The sequence below is a fragment of the Niastella sp. sgz303648 genome (assembly GCF_059587045.1).
This window is the reverse complement of the sequence record NZ_JCAPSW010000005.1, coordinates 528,596-548,319: the sequence shown is the minus strand read 5'-3', so window position 1 is coordinate 548,319 and position 19,724 is coordinate 528,596. Positions and strand designations below refer to the sequence as shown.

General features: G+C 42.3%; 16 protein-coding genes. 8 read left to right on the top strand and 8 right to left on the bottom strand.

Translation table 11 applies throughout. From position 1 onward, the window contains the following. Positions 1 to 39 precede the first annotated feature (39 nt). Positions 40 to 933: a hypothetical protein gene (locus AC59IL_RS17815; protein WP_496553527.1), complete on the bottom strand. Its 894-nt coding sequence runs from the start codon at positions 931 to 933 to the stop codon at positions 40 to 42. A 360-nt stretch (positions 934 to 1,293) separates the two neighbouring features. Here AC59IL_RS17815 and AC59IL_RS17810 point away from each other — a divergent pair, with 360 nt between their 5' ends. Continuing rightward, a complete protein-coding gene (locus tag AC59IL_RS17810; protein ID WP_496553526.1) occupies positions 1,294 to 2,805 on the top strand; it encodes a family 43 glycosylhydrolase in 1,512 nt (503 codons plus the stop codon). 112 nt (positions 2,806 to 2,917) lie between these two features. On the opposite strand, the gene AC59IL_RS17805 is transcribed toward AC59IL_RS17810, so the two are convergent. From AC59IL_RS17805 to AC59IL_RS17785, 5 genes are all read right to left on the bottom strand, one after another. After that, a complete protein-coding gene (locus tag AC59IL_RS17805; protein ID WP_496553525.1) occupies positions 2,918 to 3,493 on the bottom strand; it encodes an NAD(P)H-binding protein in 576 nt (191 codons plus the stop codon). Between the two features lie 16 nt (positions 3,494 to 3,509). Further along, a complete protein-coding gene (locus tag AC59IL_RS17800) occupies positions 3,510 to 4,337 on the bottom strand; it encodes an SDR family oxidoreductase (protein WP_496553524.1) in 828 nt (275 codons plus the stop codon). Between the two features lie 42 nt (positions 4,338 to 4,379). After that, positions 4,380 to 4,601: a nuclear transport factor 2 family protein gene (locus tag AC59IL_RS17795; protein ID WP_496553523.1), complete on the bottom strand. Its 222-nt coding sequence runs from the start codon at positions 4,599 to 4,601 to the stop codon at positions 4,380 to 4,382. A 79-nt stretch (positions 4,602 to 4,680) separates the two neighbouring features. Further along, complete coding sequence (locus tag AC59IL_RS17790) at positions 4,681 to 5,664, bottom strand: aldo/keto reductase (protein ID WP_496553522.1); 984 nt, start codon at positions 5,662 to 5,664, stop codon at positions 4,681 to 4,683. A gap of 22 nt (positions 5,665 to 5,686) precedes the next feature. After that, positions 5,687 to 6,538 (bottom strand): aldo/keto reductase, encoded by an 852-nt coding sequence (locus AC59IL_RS17785; protein WP_496553521.1) that lies wholly within the window; start codon positions 6,536 to 6,538, stop codon positions 5,687 to 5,689. Between the two features lie 153 nt (positions 6,539 to 6,691). Between AC59IL_RS17785 and AC59IL_RS17780 the strand changes: the two genes are divergently transcribed. Then, positions 6,692 to 7,588 carry a helix-turn-helix domain-containing protein gene (locus AC59IL_RS17780; protein WP_496553520.1) on the top strand — a complete coding sequence of 299 codons (897 nt, stop codon included), beginning with the start codon at positions 6,692 to 6,694 and terminating at the stop codon, positions 7,586 to 7,588. Between the two features lie 9 nt (positions 7,589 to 7,597). Here the strand turns inward: AC59IL_RS17780 and AC59IL_RS17775 are convergent, their stop codons facing one another. Next, on the bottom strand, positions 7,598 to 10,624 hold the full coding sequence (locus tag AC59IL_RS17775; protein ID WP_496553519.1) for a T9SS type B sorting domain-containing protein: 3,027 nt from the start codon (positions 10,622 to 10,624) through the stop codon (positions 7,598 to 7,600). A gap of 219 nt (positions 10,625 to 10,843) precedes the next feature. On the opposite strand from AC59IL_RS17775, the gene AC59IL_RS17770 reads away from it, so the two are divergent. The 6 genes from AC59IL_RS17770 (at position 10,844) to AC59IL_RS17745 (ending at position 17,743) form a co-directional block, all read left to right on the top strand. Then, positions 10,844 to 12,187, top strand: a complete 1,344-nt coding sequence (locus AC59IL_RS17770) for a T9SS type A sorting domain-containing protein (RefSeq protein WP_496553518.1) — start codon at positions 10,844 to 10,846, stop codon at positions 12,185 to 12,187. Between the two features lie 229 nt (positions 12,188 to 12,416). Next, positions 12,417 to 12,986: a hypothetical protein gene (locus AC59IL_RS17765; protein WP_496553517.1), complete on the top strand. Its 570-nt coding sequence runs from the start codon at positions 12,417 to 12,419 to the stop codon at positions 12,984 to 12,986. Positions 12,987 to 13,333: 347 nt separating this feature from the next. Then, the gene (locus AC59IL_RS17760) at positions 13,334 to 13,831 is read left to right on the top strand and encodes an SRPBCC family protein (protein WP_496553516.1); all 498 of its coding nucleotides are present in this window, start codon (positions 13,334 to 13,336) and stop codon (positions 13,829 to 13,831) included. Between the two features lie 15 nt (positions 13,832 to 13,846). Beyond that, the gene (locus tag AC59IL_RS17755) at positions 13,847 to 14,854 is read left to right on the top strand and encodes a zinc-dependent alcohol dehydrogenase family protein (protein WP_496553515.1); all 1,008 of its coding nucleotides are present in this window, start codon (positions 13,847 to 13,849) and stop codon (positions 14,852 to 14,854) included. A gap of 13 nt (positions 14,855 to 14,867) precedes the next feature. Beyond that, on the top strand, positions 14,868 to 16,067 hold the full coding sequence (locus AC59IL_RS17750; protein ID WP_496553514.1) for a winged helix-turn-helix domain-containing protein: 1,200 nt from the start codon (positions 14,868 to 14,870) through the stop codon (positions 16,065 to 16,067). 353 nt (positions 16,068 to 16,420) lie between these two features. Continuing rightward, complete coding sequence (locus AC59IL_RS17745; RefSeq protein ID WP_496553513.1) at positions 16,421 to 17,743, top strand: phosphatidylserine decarboxylase family protein; 1,323 nt, start codon at positions 16,421 to 16,423, stop codon at positions 17,741 to 17,743. Between the two features lie 112 nt (positions 17,744 to 17,855). Here the strand turns inward: AC59IL_RS17745 and AC59IL_RS17740 are convergent, their stop codons facing one another. After that, positions 17,856 to 19,697: a CocE/NonD family hydrolase gene (locus tag AC59IL_RS17740; protein WP_496553512.1), complete on the bottom strand. Its 1,842-nt coding sequence runs from the start codon at positions 19,695 to 19,697 to the stop codon at positions 17,856 to 17,858. Positions 19,698 to 19,724 lie beyond the last annotated feature (27 nt).

Sequence of the window (19,724 nt, the reverse complement as noted above, 5' to 3'; positions counted from 1 at the left end):
ATAGAAGCCCTTTGCGTTATATCGAATCAGCGTTTTTCGTTACTGCTCCATAGCCACCGATTGCCACCAGTCGCCTTTTGCATTGTAAAAGTTCACTGCTTTTGTGGCTTCATCTATCACGAGGTAATTGCCTTCATCATCATCGGGGAAGTAATATCTTGTTTGATAACCCACTTTCTTCATCGGATACCATTCAACAATTTTGCCGCCATCAATAAAGAGCTGTGCTATGAGTAGCTTGTTGGGTTGCTTATCTACGCGGTATAAAACCGTTTTACATTTCGCAACGTCTTCTAAATAACTTGTGACTATTGTTTTATTGGGTATGCTGTCCATCTTCAATGAGCGTAAATTGTCGGCCATTTCGGGTGTCATTCCGATCAAACGATACTCTATGGGATTGCCATCGCTGTCTTTATCGGTGGCGCAGTTGTCGCATTGAGGCAGGTAGCCGCACGATGCCCAGGCAAACGTATGAGATGGCACTTTGATGTCGAAGAAGCACACCAGTTTTTCTGTCCAGTCCCGTTCCTCTTTCAGTTTCCGGGCAATCTCAATCAATTGCGCCCTGTCGTTCGTACGGTCACTGATGGTGATCCTGAATGTCAGTTGCTGGTTGCGGCTGGTGCTGTCTGTATGCGCGATCTGCCAGGTCAGCGGTTTTTTATCGGCAATTACTTGTGCCGTATCCGGGGCTGATGAGGAAGCTGTTTCTTCAGATGAAGCGGCATTGTTTTTTTTAGGAGGATCGCCCGCTATGGCGGCAATCACGAGCAGCGAATAGAAAGCGGTTACGCCTATCTTCCAACCCCTCTTAATACGGTTCGATTTCCATAGTGCATAAAGTCCGATTGGAAAAAATAGAAAACAAAGTAAAATCACCAGCCAGGTTTTATCATACCATTGGGTGGCAGTTGAGGCAGAATTTGTCATAAATGTTTTTTTTAGGTTTAATGGCCTAAGCAAAATGAAATAAAACAATGGTTGAAAAGATGGGAATTCAACAACGCTGGTTGGGTGAGAAAGGGAAGATACAAAACAGTTTTAAAATCAACACAATTTTAGGCCATGTCTCTTGTGGGTTTAAAACTTGATGAAAATCAATCATTCGCAACATTTCATACCCTTGTCTGAAACATTTGAATCCTTATTTTAAATGGCAGAGGCATAGTTTTGCCATTTCTAAGGAGATCATTACTGTGAAAGGCGGAATTCCTTTTTCAAAAGAACTGGAGATCCGTGAAAACGATGTTTTCCTGCTGAATCTGATAAAGATGTAAAGTTGTACAGAATATGAAGAAATTAATATTAGTTACGCTGCTTATTCAATTATCTTTTTTTGTAAAAGCCCAATACCAAACAACTGCCGGTGAAAAAAATATTGGTTTTTACACGAACCCAATTTTTGCAGGCGATTATCCCGACCCGAGTATATTACGGGATGGCGATGATTATTACATGGTGCATTCATCATTCGAATACTATCCCGGCCTGTTAATCTGGCATTCGAAAGATTTAATGAACTGGAAGCCCGTAACCAATGCATTGTATAAATACGTAGGCTCGGTGTGGGCTCCGGATCTGGTAAAATATAAGAATAAGTATTACATCTATTTCCCGGCAAATAATACAAACTATGTTGTAACAGCCGATTCAATAAATGGCAAATGGAGTGACCCTGTTGACCTGAAAGTTGGCAACATAGACCCCGGCCATGTTGCAGATGAAAATGGAAAAAGATATTTATTTTTTAGCAATGGCGGATTTGTTCCTTTATCCGACGACGGACTTTCTGTTTCCGGAGAATATAAGCGTTCATACAGTGGATGGCCGATACCCCGGGAATGGTCGATTGAGTGTTTTTGTATGGAAGGCCCCAAACTGGTAAAGCGAGGTGAATATTATTACCTTACAGTTGCAGAAGGTGGAACAGCTGGCCCCTCCACAGGCCACATGGTAATTTCTGCACGTTCAAAATCGCTGTTTGGTCCCTGGGAAAATTCTCCTTATAATCCAATTATCCGAACTACCAGGAACACTGAAAGGTGGTGTTCGAAAGGTCATGGTACTATATTCGAAGATGCAAAAGGAAAATGGTGGATGGTGTTTCATGCTTATGAAAAAGGATTTTATAATATGGGCCGGCAAACTTTACTTCAACCTATTGAATGGACAAAAGATGGCTGGTACAAAGTACCGGGAGAAATAAAAACAGATGAACCAATTAAAAGGCCCGCAAGCGCACCATTCAATTCAACGTATACATTAAGCGATCATTTTGACGGTGATCGATTAAAACCGCATTGGAAATTCTTTGGAGAGTATGATACAGACAGGTTTCAATTAGTTGATAATAGTATAGTGATTAAGGCAAAAGGAAATAATGCTGGTAATGCTGCACCCTTACTTTGTATTCCGCACGACCATTCCTATACAGCCGAAGTGGAGTTATTTATAGAAGGCAAAGCAACCGGAGGCCTGGTGCTTTTTTACAACAATATCGCGTTTTCAGGTATTCTGGCCGATAATGAGAACATATTGGCAAATATTCATGGCTGGCAGTTTCAAACTGAAAAGAAAGTAATAAAAGATCACGTATTCCTTCGCCTGAAAAATATCAACAACACGGTTGATATGTATTATAGCACAGATGGTGTTACATGGAATAAAATTGAAAACTCACTGGAAGTTTCTGCAATGCATCATAATGTGCTAAGCGGGTTTTTAAGTTTACGAATAGGGCTTTGTTCAATAGGAGAGGGGCGAATCAAATTTAAAAACTTTGTTTATAAAGCAATCAGGTAGTGAATGCGAATAGCTTTTCGTTTTTAAGAAAATCAATCTAAAAGCTTCTTCTTCAAAAATTCAGAGAGATGATTAGTTTGTACTGCGTGCTGCCCGGCCACGCCGTGGCTGATCAAACGGGTTTATTAATACCCAAATTTTCGCGCACATGTTTTTCGGGCGATTCAATAATTTTTGTAATGAACGTGGCTAAACTTTTTTCAGAAATTACGGAACCTCTTTCCGGCTCACTTTTTTGGGTTAGTTCATAATCGACTTCGTCGACATTGGTAAACCATGCGGGTCTTACAATCGTGTAATCAGGATTTGCTCCTTCTATTACATCAGCCAATTTTCTGTAAGGTTTCAATACAGATTTGAGTGGCGTATCATAGATACCTATTGAGCTGATCGCAATAATTCTTTGTACATCTGTTTCGTTCATTGCCTTTACAATATTCTTTGCCATTGCTTCAAGGTCGCCTGCAAGGTTTGCATAAACAATGTGTTGCCCTTTAATAGCTTCTTTAAGCTGATCATAGTTTAAAACATTGCCTTCGATAATACGGCACTTAGAAACGTCTTTATTTTTTAACCTGCTCTTACTGCGAAGAAACAACGTTAGCTGAATATCATCCTTTGTTGACAATATATCAATAACATGCCTTGCAATGTTTCCGCTTGCACCAAGAATGACTATATTTTTCATGCTTTACTTCTTTTATTTATTTTGAAGCCAGTTCACCGAACCACCAGGCAGCTGTTACGCCGCCATCCATAAGAAAATCACTGCCGGTGATAAATGCACCTTCAGGCCCCATAAGGAGTGCGCCTACAGAGCCTACTTCATCCGGGGTGCCGGCCCGGCCTGCCGCAGATACTTCTATCATGCGCCGGTAGCCCTCTCCGCGTGCGCCTTTCAGTTCATCATTAGCAAGTGGGGTAATAATTATACCAGGGCTGATGGTATTAACCCGTGCCCCACGTTTTCCCCAACGAACCGCCTCAGCCATTACACGCAGCGAGTTGCCTCGCTTTGAAAGCTGATAGGCGTGAAGAGAGTCCTTCACCTGGTCGGGTTGAAGCATCGGAAGTTTTAATAGCTCTTCGACCGGCGTTGTTGCGAGAGCCCTGTTTTGCTCAATGGAGAGTGGCGGCAACCGATGACCTGATTGTGAAGCAATAACAACACCCGCCCCGCCATCAGCGATAACATTCCCAAATTCTTCCAGCACAAGTGCAGTGCCGTAGAGGTCAACTTTAAGGATTGTTTCAGGCGAAGCCTGAGAAGGAGAAACGCCAGCGGCGTGGATGACACCAAAGACTTCGCCGGGAGATGTTGCTTTCTCAACAAGAGCCTGAACAGACGTACGTGACGACACATCGACTGTTGCCGTGGTTACGTTGAAGCCTGCATCGCTTAGCGTTTTAGCAGCGGCATCGGCGTTTTCCTGACGCAGATCAGCCATCAATACCTGCCTGCCTGCGCTAACCCGCCGTGCAATTGCCTGACCGATTGATCCGGCTCCTATTACAACAATCACTTTTGTCATAGTGTTTTTTTTATCGTGTTTTGTTTTGTCTGTTCCTGCTTGCTATTGCCCTACCACTGCAAGCAATGTAATGTTGTTTAACAGGATGGCAGTATTAGCAATTATATTCACTGAAACTGAGTGGATATCCGCTTTCTTATAATGAATTCCTCCACTTTTAATTACATTGAGTTCCGGAGTCTTTCCCCAACTTCCTCCCATATGAACGAAAACAGATTTTTCATCGAATAGTGCATTTAATGAATCTACATTTTTGTCTGCCATCCAAAGCCATTTCTTTTTTGAAAGGCGAACAGCAAGGATGCAGAACAGCAAATCATTAACCTATGATAGGCAATAACTTTTAACGGCCAACCATTTTTTGCAACTGTTCGGGATAACGGGCGCCCTGCACTTCAATTTTTGCAACTGCCTCGTTAATTTCTTTTAGATCATCAGTACTAAGCGTAATCTCTGTTGATCCAACATTTTCTTTCAACCGGTGCAATTTTGTGGTGCCCGGAATAGGAACAATCCACGGCTTTTGTGCTAACAGCCATGCAAGCGCTATTTGTGCAGAAGTTGCATCTCTTTCTTTGGCAATCTTGCCAAGCAAATCAACCAAAGCCTGGTTTGCTTTCCGGTTCTCCTCAGAAAAACGGGGAACAATGTTGCGAAAATCATTTTTATCGAATGTCGTATTCTCGTCAATTTTGCCTGTAAGAAAACCTTTTCCTAAAGGACTAAAGGGCACAAAACCAATGCCCAATTCTTCGAGTGTTGGTATTACTTCTTTCTCCGGCTCCCGCCACCAAAGTGAGTATTCACTTTGCAGGGCTGTTACCGGTTGAACAGCATGTGCTTTTCGAATGGTTTGCGCGCCGGCTTCAGAAAGACCAAAGTGTTTCACTTTTCCCTCTTTAATTAACTCTTTCACCGTGCCTGCTACATCTTCAATGGGAACATTAGGGTCTACACGATGCTGATAAAATAAGTGGATAACATCTGTTCTCAACCGTTTAAGCGCTGCTTCTGCAACTGCCCTTATGTTTTCTGGCCGGCTATCCGTGCCTAAGGCTGTTTTACCTTCTTTGAAACCAAATTTTGTGGCAATTACTACCTGGTTACGAAACGGCTCCAACGCTTCGCCAAGCAGTTCTTCGTTTGCAAACGGTCCGTATGCTTCAGCGGTATCAAAGAATGTGACACCTTGTTCAAAAGCCGTTTGAATTAGTTTAATCGCATCTTGTTTGTCTGTTGCAGGACCATAACCAAAACTCAGTCCCATGCAACCAAGACCAAGTGCAGATACTTCCAGGCCGCTTTTGCCTAATATTCGTTTTTGCATAATTTTCTTTTTTTTAAATGAGTTAAACATTCAATTTTCTTTCTCCCAGCCATTTTACCATGGCAGGGTCACGGTGGTCGAAGAAGCTGCTCGCCTTTGTGTTCAATGTTTTGATGGCTTCCATATCCTCAGCGCTTAGTTCAAAATCGAAGATGTTGAGGTTCTCTTCCATTCTTTCTTTGCGAACCGATTTGGGGATTGCAATTACCCCCCTTTGCGTAAGCCAGCGAAGAATAACCTGTGCAATGGATTTGTTGTATTTATTTCCGATTGAAAGCAGCAACTCATTATGAAAGATGTTGTTTTTGCCTTCGGCAAATGGTCCCCAGGATTCTATCTGTACTTTATTTTCCTGTAAGAATTTCTGCGTTTCAATTTGCTGGTGGAACGGATGGGTTTCAATTTGATTAACTGCCGGAACAATTTCGTTGTGAATTATTAAGTCCATAAGCCTGTCGGGATGAAAGTTACTTACGCCAATTGCTCTGACCCTTCCTTGCCTGTACAATTCCTGCATTGCCCTCCATTCACCATACACATCCCCATAGGGTTGATGCATAAGATATAAGTCCAGATAATCTAATTGCAATCGTTTTAAGGAATTTTCAAAAGCCTTTTTTGTTCCTTCATAGCCATTTGACTGTATCCAAAGTTTGGTTGTTATAAACAGATCTTCTCTTGGCGCACCACTTCTTTTGATAGCTTTACCAACGGCATCCTCATTCATATAAGAGGCTGCGGTGTCAATCAAACGGTAGCCTGTGGCAATGGCATCCGATACGCTTCTTTCACATTCTGCCAAATCTGTTATCTGAAAAACTCCGAATCCTAAGATGGGCATTTCAACTCCGTTGTTCAATGTAACCTTTTGCATGGTATATCTTTTTGTTAGTGCAAAAGTCATTGCATTTTTTGGCCTGAAGGGTATACAGATTACGGATTTATGTACCAATATTCCTGATCAGGGGATGTTCGTCAATGCAGGTGTGAATAAAGCAGTAAATTTGAATTAGTAAAAAATAGTGATATGGATAACATGCGTCGATTTGAGACTGTTAGCGATTACAACGCATTCAACAATAATGAAACGCGGCATCCGCTGGTAAGTGTTGTAGATTTGTCGAAGGCAAGCCCCAGGCATGCCTCCAATATGTATTTTGGTTTTTATACCATCTTTCTAAAAGAAGTGAAATGTGGTGATCTGCGATATGGGAAAAAAACTTATGACTACCAGGAAGGAACGCTGGTATTCATTGCACCGGGACAAGTGGTTCGTGTTGAAAACAGCGGAGAGATTTATCAACCGAAAGGTTACGCTGTTGTCTTTCATCCTGATTTAATACATGGTATGTCGCTTGGACGCCATATTCAGGACTACACTTTCTTCGGTTACCAATCTAACGAAGCACTTCATGTATCAGAACGTGAAAGGAAAATTATTTTGGATTGTTTTTCAAAAATTGAATATGAATTAGAACATGCCATTGATAAGCACAGTAAAAGACTAATTGTATCTAACATTGAACTGCTCCTGAATTATTGCGTTCGTTTTTACGATCGCCAGTTCGTTACCCGTGATAATGTACATAAAGGCATTTTAGAAGGGTTCGAACGTATACTCAATGACTATTTTCAATCAGACAAACCGCAAACGATAGGGCTGCCATCTGTAGCATATTGCGCCGGTGAATTGAATTTATCAGCAAACTATTTTGGCGACCTGGTTAAAAAGGAAACCGGCAAATCTGCACAGGAATATATCCAAACAAAAATAATCGACATAGCTAAAGGGAAAATATTTGAAAATAGTAAATCGGTAAGCGAAATCGCCTATGAATTAGGGTTTAAATATCCTCAGCATTTCAGCAGGTTATTTAAGCAACGGGTGGGCCATTCACCTCAGGAATACCGGCTGCTTAATTAGTGTGATATTTCATCGCAATAATAACAAGGTACCTCTTTCTACCTGCTCTTTTTCACCCCTAAACCGGTAATAGCATAACCACACATATTGATTTGAATCCTGCTGTTGGCCATTAAATAATCCGTTCCAGCCTTGCAGGTAGTTGGTTGTTTCAAATACCTTTTCGCCATAACGGTTATAGATAAGAAGCCTGTATCTATCTAACAGGCCCTGAACCACCGGGCGGTAGGTATCATTTTTTCCGTTGTTATCGGGCGTAAATGCGTTCGGAAAATAAACTCCTTTTTTGCAATCCTTCGTTGCTACTGCGATCGTGTCCCTTGCTGTACAACCTGCTTCATTTGTTATTTCAAGCCAATAGTTTCCCGGTTCCATTATTGTAATAGCAGGCGTATTAGAGTGGTTGTTCCACAGGTACGACGTGTAAACACCCACCGTTTTTAATTCAAGCGGCTTTCCCGGGCAAATAGCGGTATCAGACGGCGCAAAGTTGAAAGGAGAAGGTTTTATCCCGGTAATGGTTATGGTATCAGAATTGACACAGTTATTAAAATCGGTCACCTGTACCCAATAGAGCCCGGGCTGATGAGCAGTAAAAGTGGGTTGCGCTGAACCATCTTGCCATAGCCATGATTGAAAACTATTGCCTGCGTTGAATGTATGTGTTTCATTTGTACAAATGTCAAAGTCGTTCCCCAGATCAATTACCGGCAACGGGTACACATTTTTTATTTCCAGTGTATCTTTTGATGTGCATCCGTTTGAATAGGAAGCAAGCACCCGGTAAAAGCCCTGTTGATAAGCCAGATAGGTTTGGCCTGTTGAGCCATCCTGCCAGCTATAACTGTTAAATCCATTCGGTGCTTTTAATAAAATACTGCCACCCGCACAAAAGCTGGTATCATTACCAAGATAAACAGGAGGGGAGTTTTTGACTGTAACACTGATTGTATCAAATACAGTACAACCTCTCGCTACTTCGGCTATTACGCTGTAACTGGTATCAATCGCCGGCCATACATTTACCTGGCTGCCCGAGGTGGTACTAATAGCATAAGCCGGGCTCCAGGTGTAGGTTAAAAAATTGCCGGGTGCATGAATGGCCAGTGTGTCATTGTTGCATTTATCGAGGCCGGGCCCCAGGTCGAATGGTACCGACTTTGCAGTGACCTGAATGGTATCGCTATAGGTATTGCTGCAATAATCTTCGGCTGTTACAAAATATTTTCCGGGATTGAATACTGTAAGCGTGGAATCGGTTGAGCCATCATTCCATTGATACGATTTGAACCCGGCGCCGGCGTTGAATGTTAGCTCACTCTGCTTACAGATGCCGATGTCGGGGCCCAGATCGATGATGCCGTGCGATTCAAGGCCGGTAATGGTAACGCTATCTTCCAGCACTTTACAGGCGCTTATCAATTTTGCAAAAAGTTTTGTAACCCCTGCTTTCCTGAAAAGCAGTTGAATGGTTGAATCTGTAATTCCGGTAATCTTAACAACAGTAGTATCAACCGTCCAGATAACCGGCTGGCTGCATCCTGTGTTTCTTTGAATGGAATATTGCAGGGTATCTTTCAGGTTACAGATACTGTCTACTCCATCCGCGATCTTTAACTGGTTGCAATAAAAGACTTTGCTACATTCATCTGTAAGCGCGGGAGCTTCATTGCCGGATGCCGCATTGATAAGAACATTAACGGGGGTAATATATCCGAATCGTTGCCATGCAAGATTGGATACCGATAAATTGCCGCTGCCAACGGTGGCGCCGGTAAACGGATAATTAAGGCAAGTGCTGCCCGGAATATCTCCGTTTTTATCTGTTTTGAATAAAAAATTATAGAATGGAGAACCCGATTGAGGGGCAACCTCGTAACCAGTTACAAAAATATCGTTGTTCGAATTAACAAATGTGCCAAAAGTATGTTGTGATTTGAGTGTCGTATATGCTTTTGACCACGCCAGGTTTCCATCCGCATCAACTTTTACTATGCTTAAAACATATTCATTATTCAAAAAATGACTCGCGGCAGATATAAAACCATCGTCTGCTGTAGGGTATTCAGCCGAGTAGGTATTGCTCGACAGCGTTGCAGTCGCCAGCCTTCTTGTTTTCAATACATTCCCATCATAATCCATATTGATCATCCAGTATTGGTAGGGGTCATTATTTCTTGACAACATGTTGATGCGTAACTGTCCGTTGTGGATATATATATTATTAAACAGGTTGTCGGTAGAGACAATATTACCGGTAGTGCCGTTGGTTGTTTGATAGTCATAATGTTTTGTCCAGTAAATTTCGCCGGTATTGGCATTTATTTTAATTAACATACCGTCTTTGTGATAAATGTTCATAAACCAGCCTGTTACATACGCAGTATCATTGTTCAGCACAACACCGGTTACATTTGACGGACCATAAGAGCTGATCATGCCCAGCTGTTTAAACCAAAGCAGATTGCCATTGGCATCTGTTTTCATCACCATGCTTTCGCCATTCTGACCTCCGCCGAAGGAGGTGGCGCAAATAAAATATCCTTCGTCGTTTGTTTCTGCTACGTCCATTCCTTCCAGCGAAGCACTGTTGGTATTTGGATCTTCGATCTTCCTTGCCCATAAAAGGTTTCCATTGGAATCTAATTTAGACATAAACATATTTCTGCCCTGAAACCTTGAAATGTTGGTGGTGCCAACCGCAATAATAGTTTTATCCCTGTTTTCTTTTGCACGGTTAAAGCGATCGAAATAAGCATCCCCAATAAACTTCGACCAAATAACAGTTCCGTTATTTCTTAATTTGGCAATTACAGCATCCCCGTCGGAACCATCAGTATTGTATAAAGATGCGTATCCGCACCAAAGTAACTTTTTATCGTGGGTTTCAGTTATGGAGGGCGTAAGGGATATTTCACGGTATCTGTACAGCCTGTGAAAATAAGCATCAAGGCAGGTATCTGCCGGCTGTAATTGCGCAGAAGTAAATAAATAGCAGGCTAAAAAAACGGGCAACAGGACAAGTGTTCGCTTCATACCATGGGTGCGTTTTTCTCTCGCGGGGTTTTAACCGGCAAAATAATAATTCGGGGGCTAACCTGCTACTTTATTCGATTGTTTATTTGTTCAACATTAGGCCGTATAGCAGCATTCAAAACGTTCTGGCAACGTTTGCATAAATAAAAGATCATTCGCTTTTCCTACAAGATAAATGTGGTACTAAGCTTGCATGTTAAACGGTCAACAAATGTTTCTATGAAAAAAAGTAAATTCGTACCATGGGTTATGGGCGCAGCCCTGTGCCTTACCGGTTTATCTGCAAAAAGTCAATGTGCCGTTGTTGGCTGGGCCAGCGAAAATGGTGGTGTAACCGGAGGCGGAACGGCAACTGCTACAACAGTTACCACTTACACAGAACTTAAAGCAGCTATTACCTCTTCTTCAGTAAACGTTGTGTACGTTTCAGGATCCATCACTATTCCTTCAGGTGGACGTATCAGCTTTCAGGACCAGAGTGCCAAAACCATATTCGGCTTGCCAGGTTCTAAATTAGTATCAACCGATCTTACAAAAGACAATTCAGGCATCATTTACGTTAAGAGATGTACGAATATCATTATCCGAAACCTCATATTCGAAGGCCCTGGTGCATATGATACCGACGGCTGGGATAACATAACCTTAGACAATTGCCAAAACGTATGGGTAGATCATTGTGAATTTCAGGACGGACTGGATGGCAACTTCGATATTAAAAACATGTCGGATTATGTTAGCGTTACCTGGTGCAAATTCATTTACAACAAAGCGCCCATACCGGGTGGACCCGGTGGCTCAGATGATCACCGGTTTAGTGACCTGTTGGGCTCCAGCGATGGCGCTACCGCCGACAGGGGGCACCTGCGCATCACTTTTCAGAATTGCTGGTGGGCAGAGGGATGCGTAGCCCGCATGCCGAGGGTGCGATTCGGACAGGTGCATGTGGTAAACAACCTGTTTAATAGTACAGTTGCGAAGCAATGCGTTATGGCAGGTTTTGAAGCTGATTTACTGGTTGAAAGCAACGTGTTTGAAAATGTTACCAAACCCATTGATAAAATGGCGGGTGATTATACCGCCATTACTGCACAGAATAATATTTTTACCAGTACTACCGGCAACACAACCGGTGATGGCACCGCATTTACGCCTCCTTATTCATTAACCATAACACCTGTTGCCAATGTAAAAAGCACGGTTATGGCCGGTGCAGGCGCCACTTTAACGGCCGATTGTCTGGGTGTGCTTGATCTCACGGATACACAAAATGGATCCAACCGGCCGGGTGACGGGCTTCCTTCAAATAGCAGTTACATTTATCCCAATCCCGCCAAAGGCAAAGCCACAATAGCAGTAGCATTGAAAAAGAATGAACAGGCTGTTATTAAGGTATATGATGCGCAGGGCCGTTTGGTAGATAATCTGCCTGCTTTTACCGCTGCTACAACAGGCACACAAAAGGTTCCCTTAAATCTGAGTAGAAATACACCAGGCATATATAATGTTGTTGTAACTACGGGCAAAGGAGTAAAATCAACTTACAAGCTGATTGTGCAATAATTATTTGAGTTATCGCTGATTTCCTGATAAACACAGGCGTTGCCTTTCATGAGCAACCCTGTGTTTTTATTTAGGGTTACCACATTCTGCGCAGCATGTATTATATTTAATGACCATGTGATTGTCTGTCTTTTTAATACAGGCCCTCTCTGAATTTCACTAAAATTTTGCAATTCCGAAACCGGGAGACTATTATATTGTGATAATTTTTAGTATTCAATTGGTTTTGATGACAATCCCCAAAATTCATATCGTTATTTTGCTTCTTACCCTGCTTGTTGCCTGTTATACAAAATCAGATAAGAAAATAAGAAGTAGTGTTTCCGACCGAATGTGCGATTGCTTTAAATTATTACAGCGGCATGAACGGGGTTTTTATTTAAGTTATTTAAATGGCGAAGACACGTTATACACAGGCAAGTGCAGATTGACAAGAGAAAATGGTAATGAAATTATTTATAGATATCTAAAGGGGCATTTAATAGAGGAAGTAGAGCGTTATCCGGGAGGACCATTAAATGAAGAACTCTATTATGACACAACAGGATTAATAACTAAGAGAGTTCGATACTATACAAATGGACATGTTTCATATATAAGAATTTACGGTGCTAACGTTTATGAAACATTTTATGAAAATGGAAAAATTGAAAGAAAAGGAGGTTTTAGTTTAGGTAAAAAAGAATACGTTGCTGGTGACAAAGAGTTTTATCAAAATATTTTGTTTGACAGTATTTGGAAAGCAAACGGAGTATTTGATTCTGTTTACCACTATTCACCAGCAAGTACTCGTTATTGAACAAACCGGGATGAGAGTTACTTTATTCTTCATAACATTTCTTCTATATAATTCTGCTTTTTCGCAGACTATAGCTGGTATTGACACTTTAGTTCAACGAATTGATAATACAACTTACAATGACTCAATTGTAATAGTTCGCAATACGAAGAGCTTAACTGGCTGACAGATACTGCACCAAATGAAAAAGCTCCGAACTTTCGGGGCTTTTTTCGTTTTTATTGATAAAAATCATTCTGTCCAAATCACCCCACTATAAAGTCCATTTTGAACCCCGGCCAGGTAATATTTAGACAATACCTTTGTAATGCTCAAACACAAAACATAAAAAACAAAAAAATGAAGTTATGACAACAACAGATTTTACCACCACGATTTTGGTTGACCAAACTCCAAACGAGGTATTCAATGCCATCACTAATGTTCGTGGATGGTGGTCAGAGGAAATCGAAGGCGGTACAAAAAAATTGAATGATGAGTTCATGTATCACTTTAAAGATGTTCACGTGTGCAAAATAAAATTGATAGAAGTTGTTCCTGATAAAAAAGTTGTATGGCTGGTGATGGACAACTATTTTAATTTTATTAAAGACACCACCGAATGGAAGGGCACAAAAGTAATTTTTGAAATTTCCCAAAAGGCTAATAAAACACAACTTCATTTCACGCACCAGGGTTTGGTTCCCGAATACGAATGTTACGATATATGCAGAAGCGGCTGGACCAATTATATAAACAATAGTTTACGAAACCTGATAACTACAGGTAAAGGTCAGCCGAACCCTAAAGAAGGAGGTTTTAATCAGGAGCTACTTGAAAGACATTTTGATACTAAAAATCAATAAAGAAAATTGTGCATTATGAAGGCAATACAGTTAGAACAATTCGGCATCGATCATTTACAGCTTAAGAAGATACCTGTACCTGCCATTGGTGAAAATGAAGTACTGGTAAAAACTACTGCCGTATCACTTGAGTTTCATGACCTGATTGTAGTAGAGAACAGGATGCCTTTTGGCATCAGGCTTCCGCACATTCCGGGTTCCGAAGGAGTGGGCATAGTGCAAAACGTTGGCAGTAAAGTGACCCGCTGGAAAAAGGGCGACCGTGTTATCATTCCGTTTATTTCCCGTTGGGAAGCAGGGAAAAATACGCCGCATAACAACCAGTTGAGGACCGGCTTTTCAGTTCCGGGGATTTTGGCAGAATACACCGCGCAGCCCGAAAACACCTTAGTCAGAACGCCCAACAATCTTACTGATGAAGAAGCGGCTCCATTATCGATTGCCGGACTAACGGTTTGGACATGCCTCGTTGAACAGGCTAACATCCGTGCAGGACAAAGTATTTTGGTGCAGGGTAGTGGCGGCGTTTCTCTGTTTGCTTTGCAAATAGCCAAAGCGTTTGGACTAAAAGTGATTGCTACAACCGGCAGTAAGGAAAAAGAGCAGAAACTGAAAGATCTGGGCGCAGATGAAGTGATTAATTATAAAGAGTTCCCTGAATGGAGTAACGAAGTAAAGCGCCTGAATGGTGGGACCGGGGTTGATGTAACGCTGGATGTGGCCGGAACGGATACCATTGAACAAAGCATCCTCTCGGTAAAACAGCACGGCTTTGTTGGATTGATTGGCCTGATGACAGGCACCCGGCTGACTATTGATCTGGTTCCCCTTATCACGAACTATATCCGATTGCAGGCGTATTCGGTTGGTAATGCACAGGAATTAAATGACCTCGTAAACGCCATTGAAAAGAATAACATCAGACCAGTTGTTGACAGTGTTTTCCCTATAGAAAAAGTTCAGGATGCTTTTCACAGATTTAAATCAGGCAAGGCATTTGGCAGGGTGATCGTTACGTTCTAAATTGCCTCCACGTATGAAACCACTTATCCTCACCCGATCTCAGGCCCGGAAAATCATCCTCCACGCGGCAGGACTTTCTAAACGTGCGCCTTTTGGAAAAGGCCGCGAGGCCGTTTACAAACTCATCGACCATCTTGGATATGTTCAGATCGATGCAAATTATGTTGTTGAGCGTGCACATCATCACGCTATCGCAACACGCGTACCTGACTATAAACAGGAGTGGCTCAGCGAACTGCAGGCAGATGGAAGGATCTTTGAATTCTTCACCTCTGACTCGGGGTATATGCCCATGCACGACTTTCGCTTTTCCCTGCCTGTGAAGGAAGGATTTTTAGCATACAGAAACAGTAAGCCCCTGTCGCAGGCCGAGATCAATCTTATGGATAAGGTGCTTGACCGGGTTGGCCGTGAAGGGCCGTTAACAGTAAAAGATTTTGAAAACGATCGCCAGGTGGCAAGCTCAGGCTGGTGGGATTGGCGGCCATCCAAGATAGCGCTCGAGCGATTGTACCACGACGGAAGATTGATGGTTACCCGAAAAAAAGATTTCCAGAAATTATATGATCTGCCCAGGAATTTAATTCCCGATGACATTGATACAACCAATCCAACGCCGAAGGAATTTGCAAGACATGTGATCAGGCGCACATTAAAGTGTATGGGCATCGCCTATGCAAAAGAAATAGCCTGGCGTGCCCGTTACGTAAAGAATAATTTAGTAAAAAAAGAATTGGAAAAGCTTGTAGAGGAAGGCGAAATTTGTCATGTTTCCATTGAAGGGCTTACAAATTCCCCGATCTACATGTTACCCGCTTATAAAAACAAAAAGATCGAACTCTCTAATGACGCATATATCCTTTCACCCTTCGACACATTGAATGTTTTCAGGCATCGCTTAAGGGATTTCTTTGATTTCGACTACCAGATAGAATGTTTTGTTCCGCAGCCAAAGCGGAAATACGGCTATTTCTCATTACCCGTATTGGTGGGTGATACATTTGTGGCCAGGATGGATTCAAAAGCCGATAGAAAGCAACGGGTATTAACCGTGCACAATCTTCATTTCGAACCGGTGAAACTAACCAAACCGATGATCGGCAAAATCACTGAAGCCATTAAAACATTTGCCACATTCAATCAGTGTGAGGATATTGTTATAAAAAAATCGAATAATAAGCAATACGTTAAAGCAATAAAGGATAGCCTTTGAAAAATATTAGTTTCTGTTTTTATTAAAAATTATCTATATCTTACGCTACCCATTCAGGTTATCATCTTACCCCCTCTGAAACATTTCTCTCTCTGATTAGTAAGCCAAGCGCCAATATTGGCTTAACTAATAAAAATACTCCTCAACATGTTGCTGTTACCTTTTAACAGGCAAGCCGTAATTAAAAGCAGGTATAAATGCCTGTTTTTTAATACAGGCAGTCATGCGCTGTTTTGGTCAGGTTCTCATCATCAACTTTGAATCCTGAACTTTTTAAAATGTGGAGACCAGAACCCACTAAAAAAACGGGGCGAAACCGAAAAGCCTAATGAGTAGGGAAAAATCAATTTATTATGAAAACAGTAAAATACAGAATTGGCAAGTGGTTACCATCCGACAGAGATTTTTTAAACAAGTGGATCAAGAAAAAAATGCAGCTTGCCGAGAGCAACAATGCACCATTGAATCCCGTAATTCAGGATTTGGCCAACGCCATATATAGCGACCCGATCCTGTATATGTGTTTTACAAGCATGTATGATGAAATTCCCCAGGGATATGATGAACCGGTGAAAAATTTTGATACCATGCTTTCGATCATGAACCAGATTTTAACCGAGGCTCCCTGCTATAGTGTTATTGAAGATCAGATAGGACTGGTCGGATTTCCGATCAATGCTATTCTTGATTGGGCAATGGGAACAAGCGGCGGTTACCTGGCATTTACAAATGAAATCGTAAATGAAAAGTTAGCGGCTATTTTAAATACATGGAAAACCTTTCTGGAATCCGGCAACTCCAAATATGTTTTGGTCGACGGGCCAATTGATCAACCGCAACCCGACTATACCAATCCGGTAGGATGGTTTTCGCCCGAGGCGCTGGAAGCCATTGCAGCCATGGATCCGTTAAGAGGGCAGGGGTATGATCCTTATGAAGCCAAAGCCAATTTCATTTACAATTATAAGTGCGATCCAACACAACTGTATTATGGTTACACAAGCTGGGACGACTTTTTTACCCGTGAATTTAATCCAGGAGTTCGGGAAGTTAGTTATGAAGACAGTGGACCTGATGTGATTGTGAATGCCTGTGAATCGGCTCCATATAACTGTGTTACCAATGCTAAAATGAGAGATAAGTTCTGGATGAAAGGCCAGCCTTATTCTATATACGATATCATGGCTGGCAACCCTTTAACCGAAAAGTTTGGAGATGGGAGTACCGTATATCAGGCATTCCTATGCGCAAAAACCTATCATAGATGGAACAGTCCTGTCGACGGCACCATCGTAGATATTCAGAATGTGCCGGGAACCTATTATGCCGAAGCGCCTGTTGAAGGATACGATCCGGCCGGCCCTAACGATTCGCAGGGATATATTGCAGAGATAGCAGCAAGGGCCTTGATATTTATTCAATCAGATAACCCAAAGATCGGTCTTATGTGTTTTGTAGCTATAGGAATGGCAGAAGTATCGAGTTGCGAAATTACCGTTAAGACAGGGCAGACTGTGAGAAAGGGCGACCCCATAGGAACTTTCCATTTCGGAGGTTCAACACACTGCCTGATTTTCAGACCCGGCGTAAATATTGATTTTGATTTTCATAATCAAACGCCCAGCCTGAATACGATTAATATACCGGTTAAAGCAAGAATTGGGGTGGTTCAATAACAAACAGATAATTAATAAATGTTCGTTTTTGCCGATGAGCCGGAGCCTTTTAATATGCTGAAAGGTTCCGGCTCATCAATATTAAAAAACACAAATGTGCAGCTCAAAGCTTTTACTCCATTATCGACAACTCAATATGCGAAGGTGCGTTGGCACACCGGTATATCTTCTGGGTGGTTGATCGGAAGTCAGTTTCCTTTGCCTCAAAAATATTCGGTACAAATGTTTGCGGGTTACGGTCGATGATTGGGAACCAGGTGCTTTGAACCTGCACCATGATTTTATGTCCTTTCCGGAATACATGATCCTGGGTATGCAAATCGATCGTATATACTTCTACTTTACCTGGTGTTATAGGTTCCGGCTTTTCGAAGCTCTTCCTGAAACGGCCCCTGAATACATCATTGGCGATCATGAACTGGTAGCCTGCCATCTTCGGTTCTTTCGGGTACTGCTGCGGATAAACATCTATCAGCTTCACCACCCAATCGGCATCACTGCCGCTGGTAGCTGCAAACAACTTCGCCAAAAGGCTACCTGTAACCGTAATATCTTTCTGTAGGGTGTCTGTTTCCCAGCTTAATACATCAGGACGGTTGTGCACAAAACGCTGATCTTCGGTAAGCCAGGTATACCACCGCGAACCAGGCCCATATGTTTCCTCGATCGGCCTGGTACGATAAGGCACGGGATGAGCGGGGTCAGATACATAGCTGTCATATGCTTCATTTTGTGCATCAGGTTTTTCAAAAGAAAGTTTTCCTCCTGCGTGGAAGTAAAGGTTCTTTTGTTTTGATTGCCTGGGAGGCCAGCTATCATAGGACTTCCACACATTGCTTCCTGTTTGAAAGCTGATCGCTTCTGCAAAATTCCCGTCACCTTTCCCCTTCAGATACCACGCAAACCAACGCGCCTGAATGTTCTTCCTGAAATGCTCACCGGTGGCAGAGTCAAAACTGATATTACCTAACTTGTTCCCCGGCCCCCAGGCCCAACCGCCATGGTTCCACGGACCTATTACCAAATGGTTATATTGATGCACATCGTTTTTTTCCCAGGCTTCATAAGCTTTCAGGGGGCCATAGAAGTCCTCCTGGTCCCACCAGCCTGCTACGTTCAGAATGGGTACCCGGGGCGAATCGAGCAATAATTGTACGGCCCGATCCTTCCAATACGTATCGTAATTCGGATGAAGCACAAAATTGTTCCAGGATGGCAGATTGCCATGGAAATAGTTTTTGTTCACATTCGACAATGGTCCAAGCTTCAGGAACCATTCGTATGTATCATAATCAGAGAAAGGGAACAGGGAATCTGTTTTGGTCATTTCTTCCATGAATGCATATTCGAAAGAATAACATAACCTGAAAGCGCCATTATGATGAAAGTCATCGCCCAGGAACATATCGGCATGAGCGGCCTGCTCTGAAACAGCTTTCAGCGCCGGATGCGGATCAATGGCGCCCATTTCCGTGGTCCATCCGTCGTACGAAATGCCAAGCATACCGGCCTTCCCATTGTTATTGGGAACATTTTTCAGCAGCCAGTCGAAGGTGTCGTAGGTATCCGTGCTTTCGTCAATGGTTTTCGGGTCTTTCCTGTTGCGGGGCAATCGTTGCATCACATAAATACCTTCCGATCCATAACGTCCGCGAATGTCCTGAAAAACAAAAATATACCCATCATCCGCCAAATCTTTCACATACGGAAGCTTTTCGGGACTGGGATAATTCTTTGCGCCATACGGTGTTCGCGACATCAAAAAAGGCAGCAATGCCGCCCTTTCTTTTGGGGTGAAGATCACCGTATGAAGCAGGATCCCATCCCGCATCGGGATCATCACCTCTTTCCGTTCATATTTGTCATCAGCAGCTTTTTGCTCCTGCGAATAGCAGATAAAGGAAATGGCCGTTAGCAGATAAACTGTAACCAATTTCGTTGCAAAAAAATTCATGTAAGGAATTTTGTAATTAAAGTGCTA